General features: G+C 73.4%; 13 protein-coding genes. 6 read left to right on the forward strand and 7 right to left on the reverse strand.

What is annotated here, in order from left to right:
• Positions 1 to 24: 24 nt before the first annotated feature.
• Positions 25 to 498, reverse strand: a complete 474-nt coding sequence (locus ACQP1K_RS14655; RefSeq protein WP_433501453.1) for a universal stress protein — start codon at positions 496 to 498, stop codon at positions 25 to 27.
• A 400-nt stretch (positions 499 to 898) separates the two neighbouring features.
• Here ACQP1K_RS14655 and ACQP1K_RS14660 point away from each other — a divergent pair, with 400 nt between their 5' ends.
• Positions 899 to 1,603 (forward strand): permease prefix domain 1-containing protein, encoded by a 705-nt coding sequence (locus ACQP1K_RS14660; protein WP_433501454.1) that lies wholly within the window; start codon positions 899 to 901, stop codon positions 1,601 to 1,603.
• On the opposite strand, the gene ACQP1K_RS14665 is transcribed toward ACQP1K_RS14660, so the two are convergent.
• The gene (locus tag ACQP1K_RS14665) at positions 1,563 to 1,886 is read right to left on the reverse strand and encodes a PadR family transcriptional regulator (protein ID WP_433501455.1); all 324 of its coding nucleotides are present in this window, start codon (positions 1,884 to 1,886) and stop codon (positions 1,563 to 1,565) included. The two genes, ACQP1K_RS14660 and ACQP1K_RS14665, sit on opposite strands and share 41 nt — an antisense overlap.
• Positions 1,887 to 1,970: 84 nt before the next feature.
• Here ACQP1K_RS14665 and ACQP1K_RS14670 point away from each other — a divergent pair, with 84 nt between their 5' ends.
• The 4 genes from ACQP1K_RS14670 to cydC are packed head-to-tail and all read left to right on the forward strand — an operon-like array spanning position 1,971 to position 7,438.
• Positions 1,971 to 3,158, forward strand: a complete 1,188-nt coding sequence (locus tag ACQP1K_RS14670) for a cytochrome ubiquinol oxidase subunit I (protein ID WP_433501456.1) — start codon at positions 1,971 to 1,973, stop codon at positions 3,156 to 3,158.
• A 13-nt stretch (positions 3,159 to 3,171) separates the two neighbouring features.
• Entirely contained in the window at positions 3,172 to 3,936 is a 765-nt protein-coding gene (locus tag ACQP1K_RS14675; protein ID WP_433496240.1) for a cytochrome d ubiquinol oxidase subunit II, read from the forward strand.
• A gap of 57 nt (positions 3,937 to 3,993) precedes the next feature.
• Positions 3,994 to 5,754, forward strand: a complete 1,761-nt coding sequence (gene cydD / locus ACQP1K_RS14680; RefSeq protein ID WP_433496241.1) for a thiol reductant ABC exporter subunit CydD — start codon at positions 3,994 to 3,996, stop codon at positions 5,752 to 5,754.
• A 7-nt stretch (positions 5,755 to 5,761) separates the two neighbouring features.
• Positions 5,762 to 7,438 (forward strand): thiol reductant ABC exporter subunit CydC, encoded by a 1,677-nt coding sequence (gene cydC, locus ACQP1K_RS14685; protein WP_433496242.1) that lies wholly within the window; start codon positions 5,762 to 5,764, stop codon positions 7,436 to 7,438.
• Between the two features lie 78 nt (positions 7,439 to 7,516).
• On the opposite strand, the gene ACQP1K_RS14690 is transcribed toward cydC, so the two are convergent.
• Complete coding sequence (locus tag ACQP1K_RS14690; RefSeq protein ID WP_433496243.1) at positions 7,517 to 8,797, reverse strand: S1C family serine protease; 1,281 nt, start codon at positions 8,795 to 8,797, stop codon at positions 7,517 to 7,519.
• A gap of 127 nt (positions 8,798 to 8,924) precedes the next feature.
• The gene (gene lon / locus ACQP1K_RS14695; RefSeq protein ID WP_433496244.1) at positions 8,925 to 11,285 is read right to left on the reverse strand and encodes an endopeptidase La; all 2,361 of its coding nucleotides are present in this window, start codon (positions 11,283 to 11,285) and stop codon (positions 8,925 to 8,927) included.
• A 214-nt stretch (positions 11,286 to 11,499) separates the two neighbouring features.
• On the opposite strand from lon, the gene ACQP1K_RS14700 reads away from it, so the two are divergent.
• Positions 11,500 to 13,008 (forward strand): FG-GAP repeat protein, encoded by a 1,509-nt coding sequence (locus tag ACQP1K_RS14700; RefSeq protein WP_433496245.1) that lies wholly within the window; start codon positions 11,500 to 11,502, stop codon positions 13,006 to 13,008.
• A 78-nt stretch (positions 13,009 to 13,086) separates the two neighbouring features.
• On the opposite strand, the gene ACQP1K_RS14705 is transcribed toward ACQP1K_RS14700, so the two are convergent.
• The 3 genes from ACQP1K_RS14705 to ACQP1K_RS14715 form a co-directional block, all read right to left on the reverse strand.
• A complete protein-coding gene (locus tag ACQP1K_RS14705) occupies positions 13,087 to 14,679 on the reverse strand; it encodes an alkaline phosphatase D family protein (RefSeq protein ID WP_433496246.1) in 1,593 nt (530 codons plus the stop codon).
• 271 nt (positions 14,680 to 14,950) lie between these two features.
• Positions 14,951 to 15,553, reverse strand: coding sequence for an HAD family hydrolase (locus ACQP1K_RS14710; protein WP_433496247.1), 603 nt, complete (start codon positions 15,551 to 15,553; stop codon positions 14,951 to 14,953).
• A 10-nt stretch (positions 15,554 to 15,563) separates the two neighbouring features.
• Positions 15,564 to 16,424, reverse strand: a complete 861-nt coding sequence (locus tag ACQP1K_RS14715) for a hypothetical protein (RefSeq protein WP_433496248.1) — start codon at positions 16,422 to 16,424, stop codon at positions 15,564 to 15,566.
• Between the last annotated feature and the right edge of the window lie 65 nt (positions 16,425 to 16,489).

Raw genomic sequence — 16,489 nt, forward strand, 5'->3', positions numbered from 1 at the left:
GGCCGGCCGGGCAAGCGGACCGGTTCAGGAACGGGCGCCGGCGAGCACGGCCTCGGCGCGGCGCTCCCGCTCGCCGCCGGGCAGCACCACGACGACCGGGCAGCGCGCCCTGAGCAGGCAGGCGGTGACCACCGGGTTGATCACGGGGTACGGCTCGCTCTCGGCCTCGTGCGCGCCGAGGACGAGCAGGTCGGCGTCCGCGGTCGCACGCAGCAGGACCTGGGCCGACGGACCCTCGACGACGACGGGCGCGACGTGGCTCTCCCCCAGCTCCCTGACGGCGTGCTCGGCGACGCCGACGGCCGCCGCGCGCTCGTCCTCACGGGAGGTCCGGCTCGACAGCGGGGCATAGGGGGCGTGCAATCCGCCCGACCACTCCCAGGTGTACACGGCCTCGACCCGCGCACCGCGTAGCAGCCCCTCGGCGGCGGCCCACCGCAGAGCGGCCTGCGATGCCATCGACCCGTTGATGCCCACGACGATTTTCGGCTGGTCCACGTCCCGCCTCGCTCTCCACTTCCGCCAGGTACGACGGCTGCCCGTCACCTCGCCCCGGGGGGACAGGCGACGGTCCGGGAAGCCGGGATTCCTCTGAAGACAGGGTATCCGGGCAACGGTCCTCTTCTGCCCCACCATCTCCCAATTTTCGTGGGTTGTCCCCCACGGCTCCCACACTGCCATCGGCGGTCACCACCCGTCGCCCGCCGTACGGCCATCGGCGGGAGTCCCATGGTCACGAGAGTGATGGGACCTTGGGCCCGGCCGGCTCGCGCACGAGGACGCCGTTCGGCCGGTGCGGGACCACGTGGCCGATCCACCCCCGTCCGGCACGGCCGCGATCCGCCGCCTCCCTCGTCCCGCGACTACGCTTACGGGCAGCCGGGGCGAGGGAGGTTCCATGACGGGCGGGGGTCCGATCGACGTCCATGTGACCGCGCTGCGCTCCGCCCTGCGCGGTCCCGGGCGGCTGAAGCGTGACCTGCTCGCCGAGGCCCGCGACGGTCTGCTGGACGCCGCCGAGGCCTACGAGTGCGACGGCCTGCCGCGAGCGGAGGCCGAGCGGCGTGCGGTCGAGGATTTCGGCCCGGTGGCGGACATCGCGCCGGGATTCCAGCGGGAGCTCGCGGTCGGTCAGGGCCGCAGGACCGCCCTGCTGCTGTTCCTCAGCGTGCCGCCGACGGCGTTCCTGTGGAACCTCATGTGGATGATCTCCCCCGAGCCGTCGTCCCTAACGACCCCCAAGCCGGCCTGGTTCGGCCTGCTGGCCAGGGTCGTCGACTACAGCCAGCTCCTCACCGGGCTGACCGGCGCCGTCGTGCTGCTGGCGCTCGGCCGGGGACTGCGGCGGCTACGCCGCCCCGCGCTGGTCACCCGGTCGCTGGGCCTGTTCGTATGCCTGGGAATGCCGATGACCGTCGCGATGTGCATGGCCCTGGGCCTGACCAGGGGGATGTCGGACATCTTCGCCGACTGGCCGGGCACCGCCCTGGGCGCCGGCAGCCTCGCCCTGTGGCTGTGGCAGCTCTACAGCGCCACGCGCTGCCTGCGATTCGCCGGGGCGGTCACCCGGGCGGATCCAGCACATTCCCGATCGTACGCGTGAACGATCGCCACGCCGAGCGCTCCCCGGCCAGTGCCCGGCGGCCCGCGTCGGTGAGCCGGTAGGTCCGGCGCCTGCGGCCCCCCGCTGTCGACCACTCGCCGGTCAGCAGCCCCGCGCTCTCCAGCCGCCGCAACGCCGGATAGACCGTGCCGGTCGGAGCGTTCAGCTCGCCACCGCTGCGCTCGCGCAGCGCCTCGATGATCGCATAGCCGTGCAGCCGCTCCCTCTCCAGCACGGAGAGCAGCAGGGCGTCCATGTGTCCGCGGAGCTCGTCGGCGTTCACTTCCGAAGCCTATCCCGGTCCTCCATGCGACCATTCTATATGTAGGCTCCCTACACGTAGGTTGGCTACTTATAAGGGAGTCGCATGGACGTCGTCGATCTGGCCCGGTGGCAGTTCGCCGTGACGGGAAGCCTCCACTTCCTGTTCGTCGTGCTCACGCTGGGACTGGCCCCGCTCGTCGCGATCATGAACACGCGCCACGTGCTGAGCGGGAACCCCCTGCACGAGCGGATGACCCGCTTCTGGGGGCAGATATATGTGATCAACTACGCGCTCGGCATCTTCACCGGCCTCGTGATGGAGTTTCAGTTCGGGCTGAACTGGAGTGGTCTTTCGCACTACGCCGGTGACGTCTTCGGGGCGCCGCTGGCCATGGAGACGCTGCTGGCCTTCTTCCTGGAGTCCACGTTCCTCGGTTTGTGGATCTTCGGCTGGCACCGATTGCCGAAGAAGGCGCATCTGGCCTGCATCTGGCTGGTGACGCTGACCGCCTACGCCTCCGCGTTCTTCGTCATGGTGGCCAACTCGTTCTTGCAGCACCCGGCGGGCGCGGTGGAGGAGGGCGGCCGGCTGGTGCTGCGCGACTTCGGCGCGCTGCTCGCCAACCCGACCCTCGTCTTCGCGCTCCCCCATGTGATCGGCGCCGGCCTGATGACCGGCGGCTTCGTGATGTTCGGCGCCAGCGCCTACCACCTGTTCAGACGGACCGCGGAGCGCGAGTTCTTCGTCCGATCGCTGCGCATCGGGGTCGTGGCGGCGTCCGTCGGCTCGACGTTCACCGTCGGATCCGGGTTCGCCCAGTTCGGCCCGATCGGCAGCGTCCAGCCGGACAAGTTCGACGGAGCCGTTGAGGGCACCGCGCTCGGCGTGATGATCATGATCGGCCAGCTCGGGCAGTTCATCGTGCTCTTCGCGCTGCTGCCGCTGCTCTTCCGCGACCTGCTGGCCCGCTGGCGCTGGCTCCACCCGGTTCTCATGCTCATGGTCCCGCTGCCGTTCGTGGCGGCGATCGCCGGCTGGATCGCCCGCGAGGTCGGCCGTCAGCCCTGGCTCGTGTACGGCAGGCTCCGCGTGGCCGACGCGCTGACCCCGGGCATGACCACCGGCGGGCTCACCGCCTCGCTGGCCGCCTTCGCCGGTCTGCTCGGGCTGCTCGCCGTGGTCGACTACGCCCTGATCGCCCGTGCCGTACGGCGCGGCCCCGGGCTGGTCGCCCTCGGCGCTCCGGACCTCCCGGCGGAACCCGCCCCCGCCCCCGCCCGCTCGCTGTAGAGGAACCAGGCCAATGGAGATCTTGTGGTTCGGGACGCTCGCCGTCCTGCTGATCGGTTACTTCGCGCTGGAGGGCTTCGACATCGGGCTCGGCATGCTGCTGCCGGTGCTGGGCCGCACACCGGCCGGCCGCGACCGGCTCGTCGGGGCGATGGGCCCGTTCGTGCTCGCCAACGAGGTGTGGCTGGTGGCCCTGGTGGGCACGCTGCTCGGCGCGTTCCCGATCCTCGAGGGCAGGGTGATCGGCGGGCTGTACCCGCTGGTGGTGGTGCTGCTGCTGTCATGGATCCTGCGCGACGCCGGACTGTGGTTCCGCCGCCGCGTGGGCGGGGCCGCCTGGCGGTCCTGGTGGGACGCGGCGCTGTGCCTCGGCTCCGCCGGGCTGGCGCTCACCTGGGGGATGGTCCTGACCGCCGTCGTGCGCGGGCTGCCGCAGGACGCACTGTTCGACCCGCTGGGCATCGCGGGCGGCATCGTCGTCGCCGCGGTCTTCGCCTTCCACGGCTGGACCTTCGCCGCCTGGCGGCTCCCCGGCGAACCCGTCGTCGGCGGGCGGCGTCGGTCGAGCCGGGCCCTGCTGGGCTCCGCCTGTGTGGCCGCCGCGCCGGCCGCCGTGGTCGTGGCGGCCCTGGCCTCCCCGATCCTCGATCACGCCGCCCCGAGCGCGACACTGACTGTGCTCAGTGTCATGGTGTTGCCGTGCGTTCCCATCATGGTGGGCGCGCAACTATGGATATGGCGCACCTTCGCGAGGGGCGCCGTGCCGACGTTCTTCTGATTGGGTGGCGGCCGCGCGGTTCCGGGGCATCGTCGCGCGGCCTCCGATGGGGGCAGTGTGCACAGGGATCTTCTGCGGCTGGCGCGCGCCGAGCGGGCCGTCTGCGTCCATCTGGCCGGCTGCCTGGCCGCGGCCGTGGCGGCCGGGCTGCTCGTGCTCGCACAGGCCGAAATCCTCGCGCGTGTGTTGTCGGGTGCGGTGCCGCCGGGCGGAGTCGCCCCGGCCCTGTTCCTGCTGGCGCTCGTGGTCGCGGCGCGCGGACTGCTCGGCTGGGCGCAGGGGATCTTCGCGGGGCGCGCGGCGACCACGCTGAAGTCCGCGCTGCGCCGCCGGCTGCTACCCCGGCTCGGCGAGGCGGGCGGCGCGGCGACCGGCAGGGCCGGCAGCGGTACGTCCGGGGGCGTTTCCACGGCCGGTTCCGGGATCCGGTCCGGGGAACTGGTCACGCTCACCGGCCGGGGGCTCGACGCGCTCGACCCGTATCTCACCGGATATCTTCCCGCCGTCGCGGTGGCCGGGGTGGTGCCGCTCGCGGTGGCCGTACGGCTGCTGGTGGCCGATCTCACGACGGCCGTGATCGTCATGCTCACGCTGCCGCTCATCCCGGTCTTCGGCGCCCTCGTCGGGTGGACCACCAAGACCGTGACCGAGCGGCAGTGGCGGGCGCTGTCCCGGCTGGGCGGCCACTTCCTCGACGTCGTGCGCGGCCTGCCGACGCTGCGCGCCTTCGGGCGGGCACGCTACCAGGCCTCGGTGATCCGCCGGGTCGCCGACGACCACCGGGCGGCCACCATGCGGACGCTGCGCGTGGCGTTCCTGTCGTCGCTGGTGCTGGAGCTCGTGGCCTCGCTCTCCCTGGCCCTCGTCGCGGTGCCCGTCGGACTGCGGCTGCTGTCGGGCTCGCTCGATCTGCCCACCGCCCTGCTCGTCCTGCTGCTGGCCCCGGAGGCGTACGTCCCGCTGCGCGCGATGGGCACGCGGTTCCACGCCTCGATGGAGGGGGTGGCAGCGGCCGACGAGGCCTTCGCCGTGATCGACGGCCGGGAGCCCCGGGAGACGGCCGGGACGGAGGCGGCGGCGCGTGCCGCGGCATGCGGCCGCTTCGCCCCCCGGGTTCCTCCGGTCCCGGGCAGGGCCTGTGCGCCGGCCGCCGATCCGCCCGAGATCCGGCTGGAGGACGTCACGGTCCGCTATCCGGGACGCGACGTCCCCGCGCTCGACCGCGTACGGCTCACCGTCTCACCGGGGGAACGGGTCGCGGTCGTGGGCCGGAGCGGCGCGGGCAAGAGCACGCTGCTGCACCTGCTGCTCGGGTTCGTCTCGCCCGCGGAGGGCCGGGTGCTGATCGACGGCGCCGACCTCGCCGATCTCGATCTCGACATGTGGCGGCGGCGCCTGGCGTTCGTCCCGCAGCGGCCGCACCTGTTCGCGGCCTCGGTGGCCGACAACATCGCGCTCGGCACGACCGCCACTCCCGGGCAGATCAGGGCGGCGGCCGCCGCCGCCCAGGCGGACGAGTTCGTGACCGCGCTGCCGGACGGCTACGACACCGTGCTCGGCGAACGCGGGGCGAACCTGTCGGCCGGGCAGCGGCAGCGGGTGGCGCTGGCCAGGGCGTTCTGCCGGCCTTCTGCGCAGGTGGTGCTGCTCGACGAGCCGACGGCCCGGCTGGACGGCCGCAGCGAGGCCGCGGTGATCGAGGCCACCCGCAGGCTGTGCGAGGGCCGTACGGCCATCATCGTGGCCCATCGCCCGGCCATGATCGATCTGGCCGACCGGGTCGTCCGCATCGGCTCCGGCTCCCTGGTCGGGGGGTGAATCGCTCATGATCCACGGGCTCTCCCGCCGGCTCGTCCTCGCCGCGCTGGCCGGTGCGGCGGCCGACCTCGCCGGCGTCGCGTTGATCGCGGCGGCCGCCTGGCTGATCACCCGCGCCGCCGAACAGCCGCCGCTGGCGGCGCTGTCGGTCGCCATCGTCGCCGTACGCGCGTTCGCCACGACGAAGGGCATCTTCCGGTACGGCGAGCGCCTGTCCGGGCACGACGTCGCGCTGCGCGCGCAGGCGGGCACACGCGAGCGGCTCTATCGGGCGCTGATCCCCGCCGGGCCGCCGCGGCGGCGAGGGGCCGACCTGCTCAGCCGGATGGTCGACGACACCGAGGCCGTCCAGGACCTGCTCGTCCGCTGCCTGCTCCCGGCCGTCGCCGCCCTGATCACCGGGGTCGCAGCGGTGGCCGTCTCCGCCTTCCTGCTGCCCGCCGCCGCGCTCGCGCTCTGCGCCGGGCTGCTCGCCGCCGGGCTCGTCCTGCCCGCCGGCACGGCCGCCGCCGCCCGGCGGTGGTCGGCCCGGCTCGCGCCGGCCCGGGCCGAGCTGGCCGGCCGGGTGGCGGACCTGGTGCACGGTGCGGCCGACCTGGCCGCCTGCGGCGCCCGCGACCAGGCCATCGACGCGGCCATGGCCTCGGACACGCGGCTGGCCCGGCTGGAACGCGGGCGCGCGCGTATCAACGCGGTCGCCCTCGCCGCCGGCATGCTCGCGCAGGGACTCACCGTGGTCGCCGTGGTGCTGACCGCCCAGGCGGCGGCCGCTGACCGGGTGGCGACCGCCGTGCTCGCCCTCACCTCGCTGGTCGCGTTCGAGCCGGTGCTGCCGCTGGCGGCGGCCGGTGAGCGGTTCGCCGGGGTGCTGGCGGCGCTGCGCAGGCTACGGGAGATCGCGGCGACGCCCCCGGCCGTGGCGGAGCCGGCGGCGCCCGCTCCGCCACCCGAGCCGCCGCTGACCGTGGAGATCGAGAACCTGGTCGTCAGGCACGGCGATCGCGAACCCGCCCTGAAGGGGGTGGACCTCACGCTGACGCCGGGCAGGCGCGTCGCGGTGATCGGGCCGAGCGGCGCGGGGAAGAGCACGCTGCTGGCGGCGCTGATGCGGACGGTCGACATCGAGTCGGGCGAGATCCGCGTCAACGGTGCCGACATCCGCGCCTTCGCGCCGGACGACGTACGCGCCCGGATGACCGGGCTCACCCAGGACCCCTACGTCTTCCAGGCCAGCCTGCGCGACAACATGCGGCTCGCCGGGCCGGAGGCCTCGGACGCCGAGATCGCCCGGGCCGTACGACGGGCCCGGCTGGAGGAGTGGGCGGAGCGCACCGGCTGGGACACCGTGCTCGGCGAGGACGGGCGCACCGTTTCCGGCGGTCAGCTCCAGCGGCTCGCGCTCGCCCGGGCACTGCTGTTCGACCCGCCGGTGCTGCTGCTCGACGAACCGGCCGAGGCGCTGGACGAGGAGACGGCCGACCTGCTCATGGCCGACCTGCTCGACGCCACCCGGGGCCGCACCACCCTGCTGGTCACGCATCGGCTGCGCGGGCTGGAGCAGGTGGACGAGATCGTCGTCATCGAGGACGGGCGGGTGATCCAGCGGGGGCCGCACGCCGAGCTGGCCGCCGTGCCCGGGTACTACCGGGACCTGTGGGAGTCCGAGGCGTTGACCCGCCGCTGACGACGATCGCCGGCGGGCCTCCCCCTCTGAGGTCCACCGGCGATGCGGTCGTGTCGTTTCCCGTGCCGCGGGGCCGCGTCAGCCCGCGGCCTGCTCGGCCAGGGTGATGGAGGCCGTGGCCGTCTTGTCGTTGCGCGTGTACTCGATGGTCACCTTGTCGCCCGGCCTGGAGCTGCGGATCGTGCCGACCAGCGCCTCCGCGCTGTCCACCCGCTTGTCGTTGATCTTGGTGATCAGGTCGCCCTCCTTGAGGCCGGCCTTCTCCGCGGGGCTGCCGACCGTGATCGAGGCGACCACGGCGCCGGGGGTGCCCCCGACCGCGTCGGCGACGCTCACGCCGAGAAACGCGTGGCTGGCCCGGCCGGTCCTGATCAGCTGGTCGGAGACCTGCTTGGCCATGTTGATCGGGATGGCGAAGCCGACGCCGATGTTGCCGCTGCTGGAGCCGGAGGTCGCGATGGCCGTGTTGATGCCGACGACCTCGCCCGATCCGTTGACCAGGGCGCCGCCCGAGTTGCCGGGGTTGATCGCCGCGTCGGTCTGGATCATGCCGCCGATCGTCGTGCCGCGGCTCTGCCGCTGCTGCCCCCAGGGGAAGGGCTGCTGCCGGTCGTCGCCGCTCTCGGTCAGCGTGCGGTCGAGCGCGCTGACGATGCCGGAGGTCACCGAGCCCTCCAGGCCGAGCGGGCTGCCGATCGCCAGCACCGGGTCGCCGACCTGGAGCTTGTCGCTGTCGCCGAGCGAGGCCGGGACCAGGTCCGTGACGTCCTGCACCTGGATGACCGCGATGTCGGTGGTGGGGTCGGTGCCCTTCACGACGGCCGTGCCCGTCCTGCCGTCGCTGAACTTCACCGTGATCCTGGCGGACTGGTCCGCCTGTGCCACCACGTGGTTGTTGGTCAGGACGAGGCCGTCGGCCGACAGGATCACCCCGGAGCCCTCGCCGCCGCCCATCTGGGTTCTCACCTGGATCGACACGACCGACGGCATGATGTTCTTGGCCACCTCGGCGATGGTGTTCCCCGACGAGGTCGACACGGGGTTCACCAGGGGGCTGGACACGACGGTCCGATCGCCGTTCGCGACATTGGTGATCAAGGCCCCCGCGGCTCCACCACCCAGTGCCACGGCCACCAGGGCCAGGCCGGCGCCCACCTTCTGCCTGCCGGTCAGGCCGCCCCTGGGGCGCGGCGGCGGGCCGGGGAGCCCCACGGGGTCGAACGAGGCATAGCCCTGGCCGCCGCCCCCGAACGCCCCGCCGTACTGCCCGCGCCGCGGCGGAGTGCTGCCGAACTGACTCCAGCCGTGCCCCGGAAGCTCCTGGGTGTTCTCATTGGGAACGTCGTTGGGTTCGCTCATCGTCAATCCCCCTCGATGGATCCGCCGGTTACATCCCGGCTCTCCGCCGGTACGCGTTCCAGCATCGCAAACCGGCGATAAGGCCACGTTAAGCGATCTACGATGCGACCGGACGAGCCGCCGTGGATCATGCGGCCGCCGGTTGGACGGCCGACGCCGGAGTCAGCGCGATCTCGAGGACCTCCCTGACGTCCCCGACCGCGTGGACGGTGAGATCGGCCAGCACCTCGGCGGGCACGTCGTCCAGATCGGGCTCGTTGCGCGCCGGGATGAGCACGGTTGTGATCCCGGCCCGGTGCGCGGCCAGCAGCTTCTGCTTGACCCCGCCGATCGGCAGGACCCGGCCGGTGAGCGAGATCTCGCCGGTCATCGCCACGTCGCCGCGGACCGGGCGGCCCGACAGCAGCGAGGCGAGCGCGGTGGTCATCGTGACGCCGGCCGACGGCCCGTCCTTCGGCACGGCGCCCGCCGGGACGTGGACGTGGATGGACCTTTCCCGCAGCGAGCCGACCGGCAGCTCCAGCTCGGCTCCGCGCGACCTGAGGTAGGACAGCGCGATCCGCGCCGACTCCTTCATCACGTCGCCGAGCTGGCCGGTGAGCGTCACGCCGGTCCCCCCGGTCTCCGGGTCGGCCAGGGACGCCTCCACGTACAGGACGTCACCGCCGGCGCCGGTCACCGCGAGCCCGGTCGCCACGCCGGGCACCGCCGTACGCTGCCGTGCCTCCGGCAGGGACGACTCGGGCACATGCCGCGGCCGGCCCAGATAGGAGACCAGATCGCCGGCCCCGACCGTGACCGGCAGCCCGGCCTCGCCGAGCGCGATCCTCGCCGTGATCTTGCGGAGCACCCGGGCGATCGACCGCTCCAGCGACCGGACGCCCGCCTCCCGGGTGTACTCCCCGGCCAGGCGCCGCAGCGCGGCGTCCTCGACCGACACGTCACCGGCGGTGAGGCCGGCCTTCTCCAGCTGGCGCGGGAGCAGGTGGTCGCGGGCGATGGCGACCTTCTCGTCCTCGGTATAGCCGTCGAGCGTGACGATCTCCATGCGGTCCAGCAGCGGCCCGGGGATCTGCTCCAGCACGTTGGCCGTGGCGAGGAAGAGCACGTCGCTGAGGTCGAGCTCGACCTCCAGGTAGTGGTCGCGGAAGGTGTGGTTCTGCGCGGGGTCGAGCACCTCCAGCAGCGCCGCCGTCGGGTCGCCCCGGTAGTCGGCGCCGACCTTGTCGATCTCGTCGAGCAGCACCACCGGGTTCATCGAGCCCGCCTCGCGGATCGCGCGCACGACGCGTCCGGGCAGCGCGCCGACGTAGGTGCGCCGGTGACCGCGGATCTCCGCCTCGTCGCGGATGCCGCCGAGCGCGATCCGGACGAACCGGCGGCCCATCGCCCGGGCGATCGACTCGCCGAGCGAGGTCTTGCCGACCCCCGGCGGGCCGGCCAGCGCGAGCACGGCTCCGCTGCGCCGTCCGCCGACCACGCCGAGACCCCGGTCGGCGCGGCGCTTGCGCACCGCGAGGTACTCCACGATGCGGTCCTTCACGTCGTCGAGGCCGGTGTGATCGGCGTCGAGCACCGCGCGGGCGCCGGCGATGTCGTACTCGTCATCGGTCCTGGTGTCCCAGGGGATGTCGAGGACCGTGTCGAGCCAGGTGCGGATCCAGCCGGTCTCCGGAGACTGGTCGGACATCCGCTCCAGCCTGCCGACCTCCTTGAGCGCGGCCTCTCTGACCTGCTCCGGCAGGTTCGCCGCCTCGATGCGCGACCGGTAGTCCTCCTCCTCGTCGGAGGGGTCGCCGTTCAGCTCGGCCAGCTCCTTGCGCACCGCTGCGAGCTGCTGGCGCAGCAGGAACTCCCGCTGCTGCTTCTCCATGCCCTCCTGGACGTCCTTGCGAATGGTCTCGGCGACGTCCAGCTCGGCCAGATGGTCGCGGGCCCAGCCGACGAGCAGGTCCAGCCGCTCGGTGGGGTCGGCCTTCTCCAGCAGGAGCTGCTTCTGCGGCAGGGACAGCCAGGGCGCGTAGCCCGCACTGTCGGACAGCACGGCCGGATCGTCGATCTGGTTCACCGCGTCGACGACCTGCCAGGCGTCCCGCTTCTGCAGGATCGTCGTGGTCAGCGCCTTGTACTCCTTGGCGAGCTCCTCCGTCTTCGGTCCGGGGGCCACCCCCTGCAGCACCGCTGCCTCCACCCAGAGCGCGGCGCCCGGCCCGGTGGTGCCGGTGCCGACGCGCATCCGGTCCACCGCGCGGACCACGGCGGCGGGCTCGCCGCCCGGCAGCCGTCCGACCTGCTCGATCACCGCCGACGCCCCGACCGCGCCGTACCGGCCGTCCAGGCGGGGCACCAGGAGGACCATGCTCTCGCCACCGGCCCGTGCCGCGTCGACGGCCGCACGGACCTCCGCGGCCGACAGGTCGAGCGGAACCACCATGCCGGGCAGGACGACCGCGTCGTCCAGGGGGAGGACAGGAAGGATCTGGGTCATGAGCACTCCCATAGGTTGAGTTATGTCGGCTCAACTAACAGGAGTCGTATCGTGTTCCCTCTTCTGCGCGTGTTCGCTGCGAGCGATCGTAATCGTGTAATCAGCGGCCGGCATCGGGGCCGGGGCGCCGATCCCGTCCCGAGTTCAGCCGGTCGATCCGGGATGTTCACGCGCCGGTGAGACTGCGGTCCCGGCCTGCGGGGACGATCCGGCCATGAGCGTCCCGCGTCCGGCCGTCCTCTCCGTCCTCTCCGTCTTCCGCGTCCGCCGCCGATCCCGCTCCCTGCCGGTCGCGGCCGTCCTGACCGTCCTGGCCGTCATGGCCGTCTCCCCGCTCGTGGTCGTCCCTCCCGCCGCCGGCGTCCGGTCCTGCCCCGCGTTCCTCGCCGTGGCCGCGCCGTACGCGACCGTGGACGGGCACGCGCGCGCGGGAAGCGTCACCCTGTTCCAGGAGCGGTCCGGGCGGATGGCACCGGTCCAGGTGCTGCGCCAGGGCGCGTACGGGCTCGGGGACGCGCCCGAGCACGGCGACGCCTTCGGGTCGGCGCTCGCCCGGGGGGACTTCGACGGCGACGGCTGCGACGATCTGGCGATCGGCGCGTCCGAGGAGGTCCACGGCCCGCCCGGCCCCGTGCCCGGCGCGGACGGCGCCGGCGTCGTCCACCTGCTGTACGGCACACCGCGTGGGCTGCGGGCGGCGGGCACGGTGGACGTCACCCGCCTCGGCAGGTCGTACGGAACCGACCGGCTGGGTGCGGCGCTGGCCGCCGGCGACCTCGACGGGGACGGCGACGACGAGCTGGTCGCCGGGGCGCCGGGACTCGGCGGCGGGGGCGGGGCCGGGGTCTTCGGCATGGACGGCCGCCGCCCCGACGGGGAGGGCGTGCTGATCACGCAGCTGACCCGGTGGGTCGGCCAGGACTCCGGCGAGACCGACCAGTTCGGCGCGGCGCTGGCGACCGGCGACTTCGACGGGGACGGCCGGGCGGAGATCGCCGTCGGCGCGCCCGGCGACGGCGGGCCGCGCCCGGGGTCGGGGGTGGTGACCGTACTCGACCCGCGGCGACGGCATGCCGGGGTCTTCACCCAGGAGAGCCCGGGTGTGCAGGGCGGCGTGGAGGAGTGGGACGCATTCGGCGCCGCCCTCGCCTCCGGTGACTTCGACGCGGACGGGCGCGACGACCTGGCCATCGGCGTGCCGGGCGAGGACCTGACCCCGTTCGTGCGCGGCATGGACTACGGCGACGGCGCCGTCAACGTGCTGTACGGCTCCGGCCGCGGCCTGACCGGCCTGCGCGGCGAGCCCTGGTCGCGGCGGGTCCTCGCCGGGAGGCCGCGCTACTCCGACAGGTTCGGCGCCGCGCTGGCGGCCGGCGACCTCAACGGGGACGGCGACGACGAGCTGGTGGTCGGCGTCCCGGGCGCGGGCGCGGTCCAGGTGATCGCGGGCACCCGGTCGGGTGGCCTGACCCGGCGGCACAGCCTGCTGGTGCACGCGGGCAAGGCCGCCGGCGGGCACGGCGGCGACTTCGGCATGGCCGTACTCGTGCGCCGCGGCCGCCTGTTCGTGTCCGCCCCCGCGGCCGGCACCGTCACCCGGGTCGGCACGGAGGCGAGGAAGGGGCCGTACACGGGTGTCCGGCCCCACGTCCGGGACACGCTCCACGACGCCGCCCGGGGCGACTCCCAGGGCGACGCCCTCTTCGGTTACGCACTCGGCTGAGGAAGGCGCCCGCCCGGCGGCCGGGGGGCTGGGGGGCTGGGGGGCCAGGGGGCCGGGGGCCGCCGCAGGGCGAGGCGTCTATGCCAGCACGCTGTGCCCGTCGGGAACGGTGAACCGCGCCGACGTCCTCGCCGGAGCGCCGCGCCGGGACACGTACTCCAGGGTGCGGAACTCGGCCCGCAGTTCCTCCGGCGCGAGCCGGCACAGGATGTAGCCGCGCCGCTGGTCGATGTAGGAGATGTGCGGGTTCTCGCGCAGCATCCCGGCGATCCGGCCCTCGTCTCGGTAGCCGTCCCCGTCGCTGGAGACCGACGAGGCGACGAGCTCGACCGCCGCTGCCGGCGCGTCCATGTCGTCGAAGTCTTCGCGCAGCACGGCCGCGTGATGCATGTGCGCGTCGCCGGTGAGCACCACCGGGTTCGCCGCGCCACCGGACCTGATGCCCCGCAGCAGCCTCGCCCGGTCGGCCGGATAACCATCCCAGCCGTCCATGTTCAGCTGCCTGCCCGGCCCCTGTCTGAGGTCCCGCTGTGCCATCAGCACCTGCTGGCCGATCAGGTTCCACCGCGCCCGGGAGCGTGCGAGGCCGTCCAGGAGCCACCGGCGCTGCTCGTCGCCCAGCATCGTGCGCCGGCCGTCGAGCCGTTCGTCGCATCCCGCGCGGGCGCCGTCCCGGCACGCCTGGTCGTCCCGGAACTGCCGGGTGTCGAGCAGATGGAAGGAGGCCAGACCGCCCCACGCGAGGCGGCGATTGACGCGGATACGGGCACCCGCCGGCATGCTCGCCCGGCGCAGCGGCATGTTCTCGTAGTACGCCAGCAACGCGTGGGCCCGCCGCTCGCGGAACCCGGAGGCGCCGGTGCTCGACGCCGAGGCCGCCCAGTTGTTCTCGATCTCGTGGTCGTCGAAAGCGACCAGCCAGGGCGCCGCGCGATGGGCCGCCCCCAGGTCGGGATCGGTCTTGTACTGCGCGTGCCGCAGCCGGTAGTCCGCCAGCGTCCGGCAGGTGCTCCCGGCGAAGGACCGTACGGAGCCGCTCACCGCCGGGTAGCCGTCCGGCGGGTACTCGTACATGTAGTCGCCCAGGTGTACGACGAGGTCGGGCTCCTGTTCCGTCATCCGGCGGTAGGCGGTGAAGTGGCCGTGCTCCCAGTGCGCGCACGCCGCGACCGCGAACGTCAGGGGCGTGGTCGTCCCGGCGGGCACCGTGCGGGTACGGCCCGCCGGTGAGACGTGCCCCTCCGCCCGGAACCGGTAGAAGTACTCCCGTCCCGGCGCGAGACCGTCCACCTCGACGTGGACGCTGTGCGCCGCGGCGGGGCGGGCGACCGCCGTACCGGAGGCGAGGACGGCGGCGAACCGCTCGTCGGCCGCGAGCTGCCACTCGACCGCCACGGGACGCGAGGGCATCCCGCCGAGGCCGTCGGGAGCGACGGGATCGAGGGCGAGCCGCGTCCAGAGCACGATGCCGTCCGAGGTGGGATCGCCCGAGGCGATGCCGAGCTGGAACGGATCCCCGGGCAGCCTCCGGCGGGCCGTACGCGAGGACGCGGGCAAGGAGCCGGAGACGCGGGGCGGGGTGGAGGCGCTGGCCGGCGCGGAGCCGGGAACCAGGCTTCCGGCCCCCGCCGCGAGCGCCGTCAGGAATGCCCGCCGTGACGTGTTCCGCACCGCCCGTCCGGGCGCGGGGGGCTTCACGGGCCCGGTCGTGTCCGCATGAGCCCGGACTTCTCCATCAGCCGTCCGGTCTCCTCCGTGCGTGTCCGGTCTTCTCCGTGCGCGTCCGGCCTTCTCCATAGGCGTCCGCCCTTCTCGGTGAACGTCGGGCTTTCTCCATGAGAACAGTGCAACCTGCCCGGTCGAACTTCCGGCCGTTCCCCGGTCGCCCGCCGGGAAACCGCCGGTGAACAGTCGGCCAGCGGCTCGGAGACGACGCCGGCGGCTATGCGAGGAGCGGCTTCAGCTCCTCGCGGAGCGTCGGCACGCCGCGGAAGAGCAGGCCGTGGATGCCCACGGACCTGGCGGCGGCGATGTTCTCTGCGCGGTCGTCGACGAAGACCACGTCCGCGGCGGGCACCCCCAGCTTCTCGATCACCGTGAGAAAGATCTCCGCCTCGGGCTTCACCATGCCCATGCGGCCGCTGTAGAAGCGCGGGCCGATCGGGGCCATGAACGGCAGCGGGTCGATCCCGTCGGCGACGCAGACCGGGACGTTGGACAGCAGCGCCATCGGCACCGCCCGGCCGGCCAGCTCTTCGATCAGCGCCGCGGTGTCCTCGTTGGGACGCGACCAGCTCGCCACGTCCAGCGTGACGGCCCGGTCGAGTCCGGCGCCGGCCACCGGCCTGCCGTACACGAACGACCAGTACGCCCCGGGGTCGAGGTCGGCGCGGTCGAAGTCGAGGCGGGCCGCCCAGTAGCGCTGCTCGAACCCGGCCCGGCCGCCGGCGGGCGGGCCGTCCGGCGGGTCGGCGAGCCGGGCGACGTCCACCTCGGCCTGGGGCAGCGAGATGACATTGCCGTAGTCGAAAAGAACAGTTCTCATGATCGTACGATCATAGCCCGTGTTGATTTCCGGACATATATGGTTTGAGAAAATCGTTGATCGCGCCACAGCCGAGGTAGTTGCGCACGGTGTGGAAGTCGAGCGGATCGATGTTGCAGGTCACGTCGCGTTCCACACCTTCGAAGCAGCCACGCAGATCCGGCGGGATGGCCGCGATGTCGTCCTTGTCCGCGACGTTGATCCAGCGGCCGACGCCGGGCGGCCGGGTGCCCCGGCCGCTGACGGGGGCGGGCAGCAACCGCTCGAAGACGACGTCTCGCATGCCGAGCGGGCTGCCCAGTGTGATCAGCAGCTCGACCGACAGCTCCGGCTGCGCCCACAGCGCCTCGTACGTCACCACGCTGCCGAGCGAATGGGCGATCACCACCCGGGGCTCGCGCCGCCGGATCGTGTCGGCCACCGCGTCGCGGGCACGGCTACGCGGGGCGCCGCCCCCGAGATAGGCGGCGACCTCTGGGCAGAAGTCCTCGGCGAAACGCACCGCGTGAGGGCCGAGGGAGTCCAGCAGCCACCCGGCCAGCCGGTGCGCGAGACCGGTCAGCGTCTCCCCGGCCAGGCCACGCAGCCGCCCGTCCAGCTGAGCCGCCCAGTCGGCGAGCACGAGCCCGGCCGGAGCCTCCATCTGGCCCACCGGGGTGCGCCGGACCGGCCGGTTCCGGTCGGCGGGGCGCAGGTGATGGGCGTAGTAGGCGATCTCGGAGAAGTACTCGCCGTTCTCCCGGCCGAGCCCCCTGCCCAGATAGCGGTCCCACTTGACCCGCATGGCCTCGGCCGCGCCGCCCGGCGAGCCGCCGGCGTCCTCGTAGTAGCGGTACTTCCCGATGCCGTGGACTCCGACGATCTCGCTCAAGCCGCCGCCTCTCCTCGCGCCGAATCCCGCGTCACTCTGCACCAGGGGGTGGGCCGGGACAAGCT

This window comes from Sphaerimonospora sp. CA-214678, assembly GCF_050942215.1.
In the GTDB taxonomy this organism is placed as follows: Bacteria; Actinomycetota; Actinomycetes; order Streptosporangiales; family Streptosporangiaceae; genus Sphaerimonospora.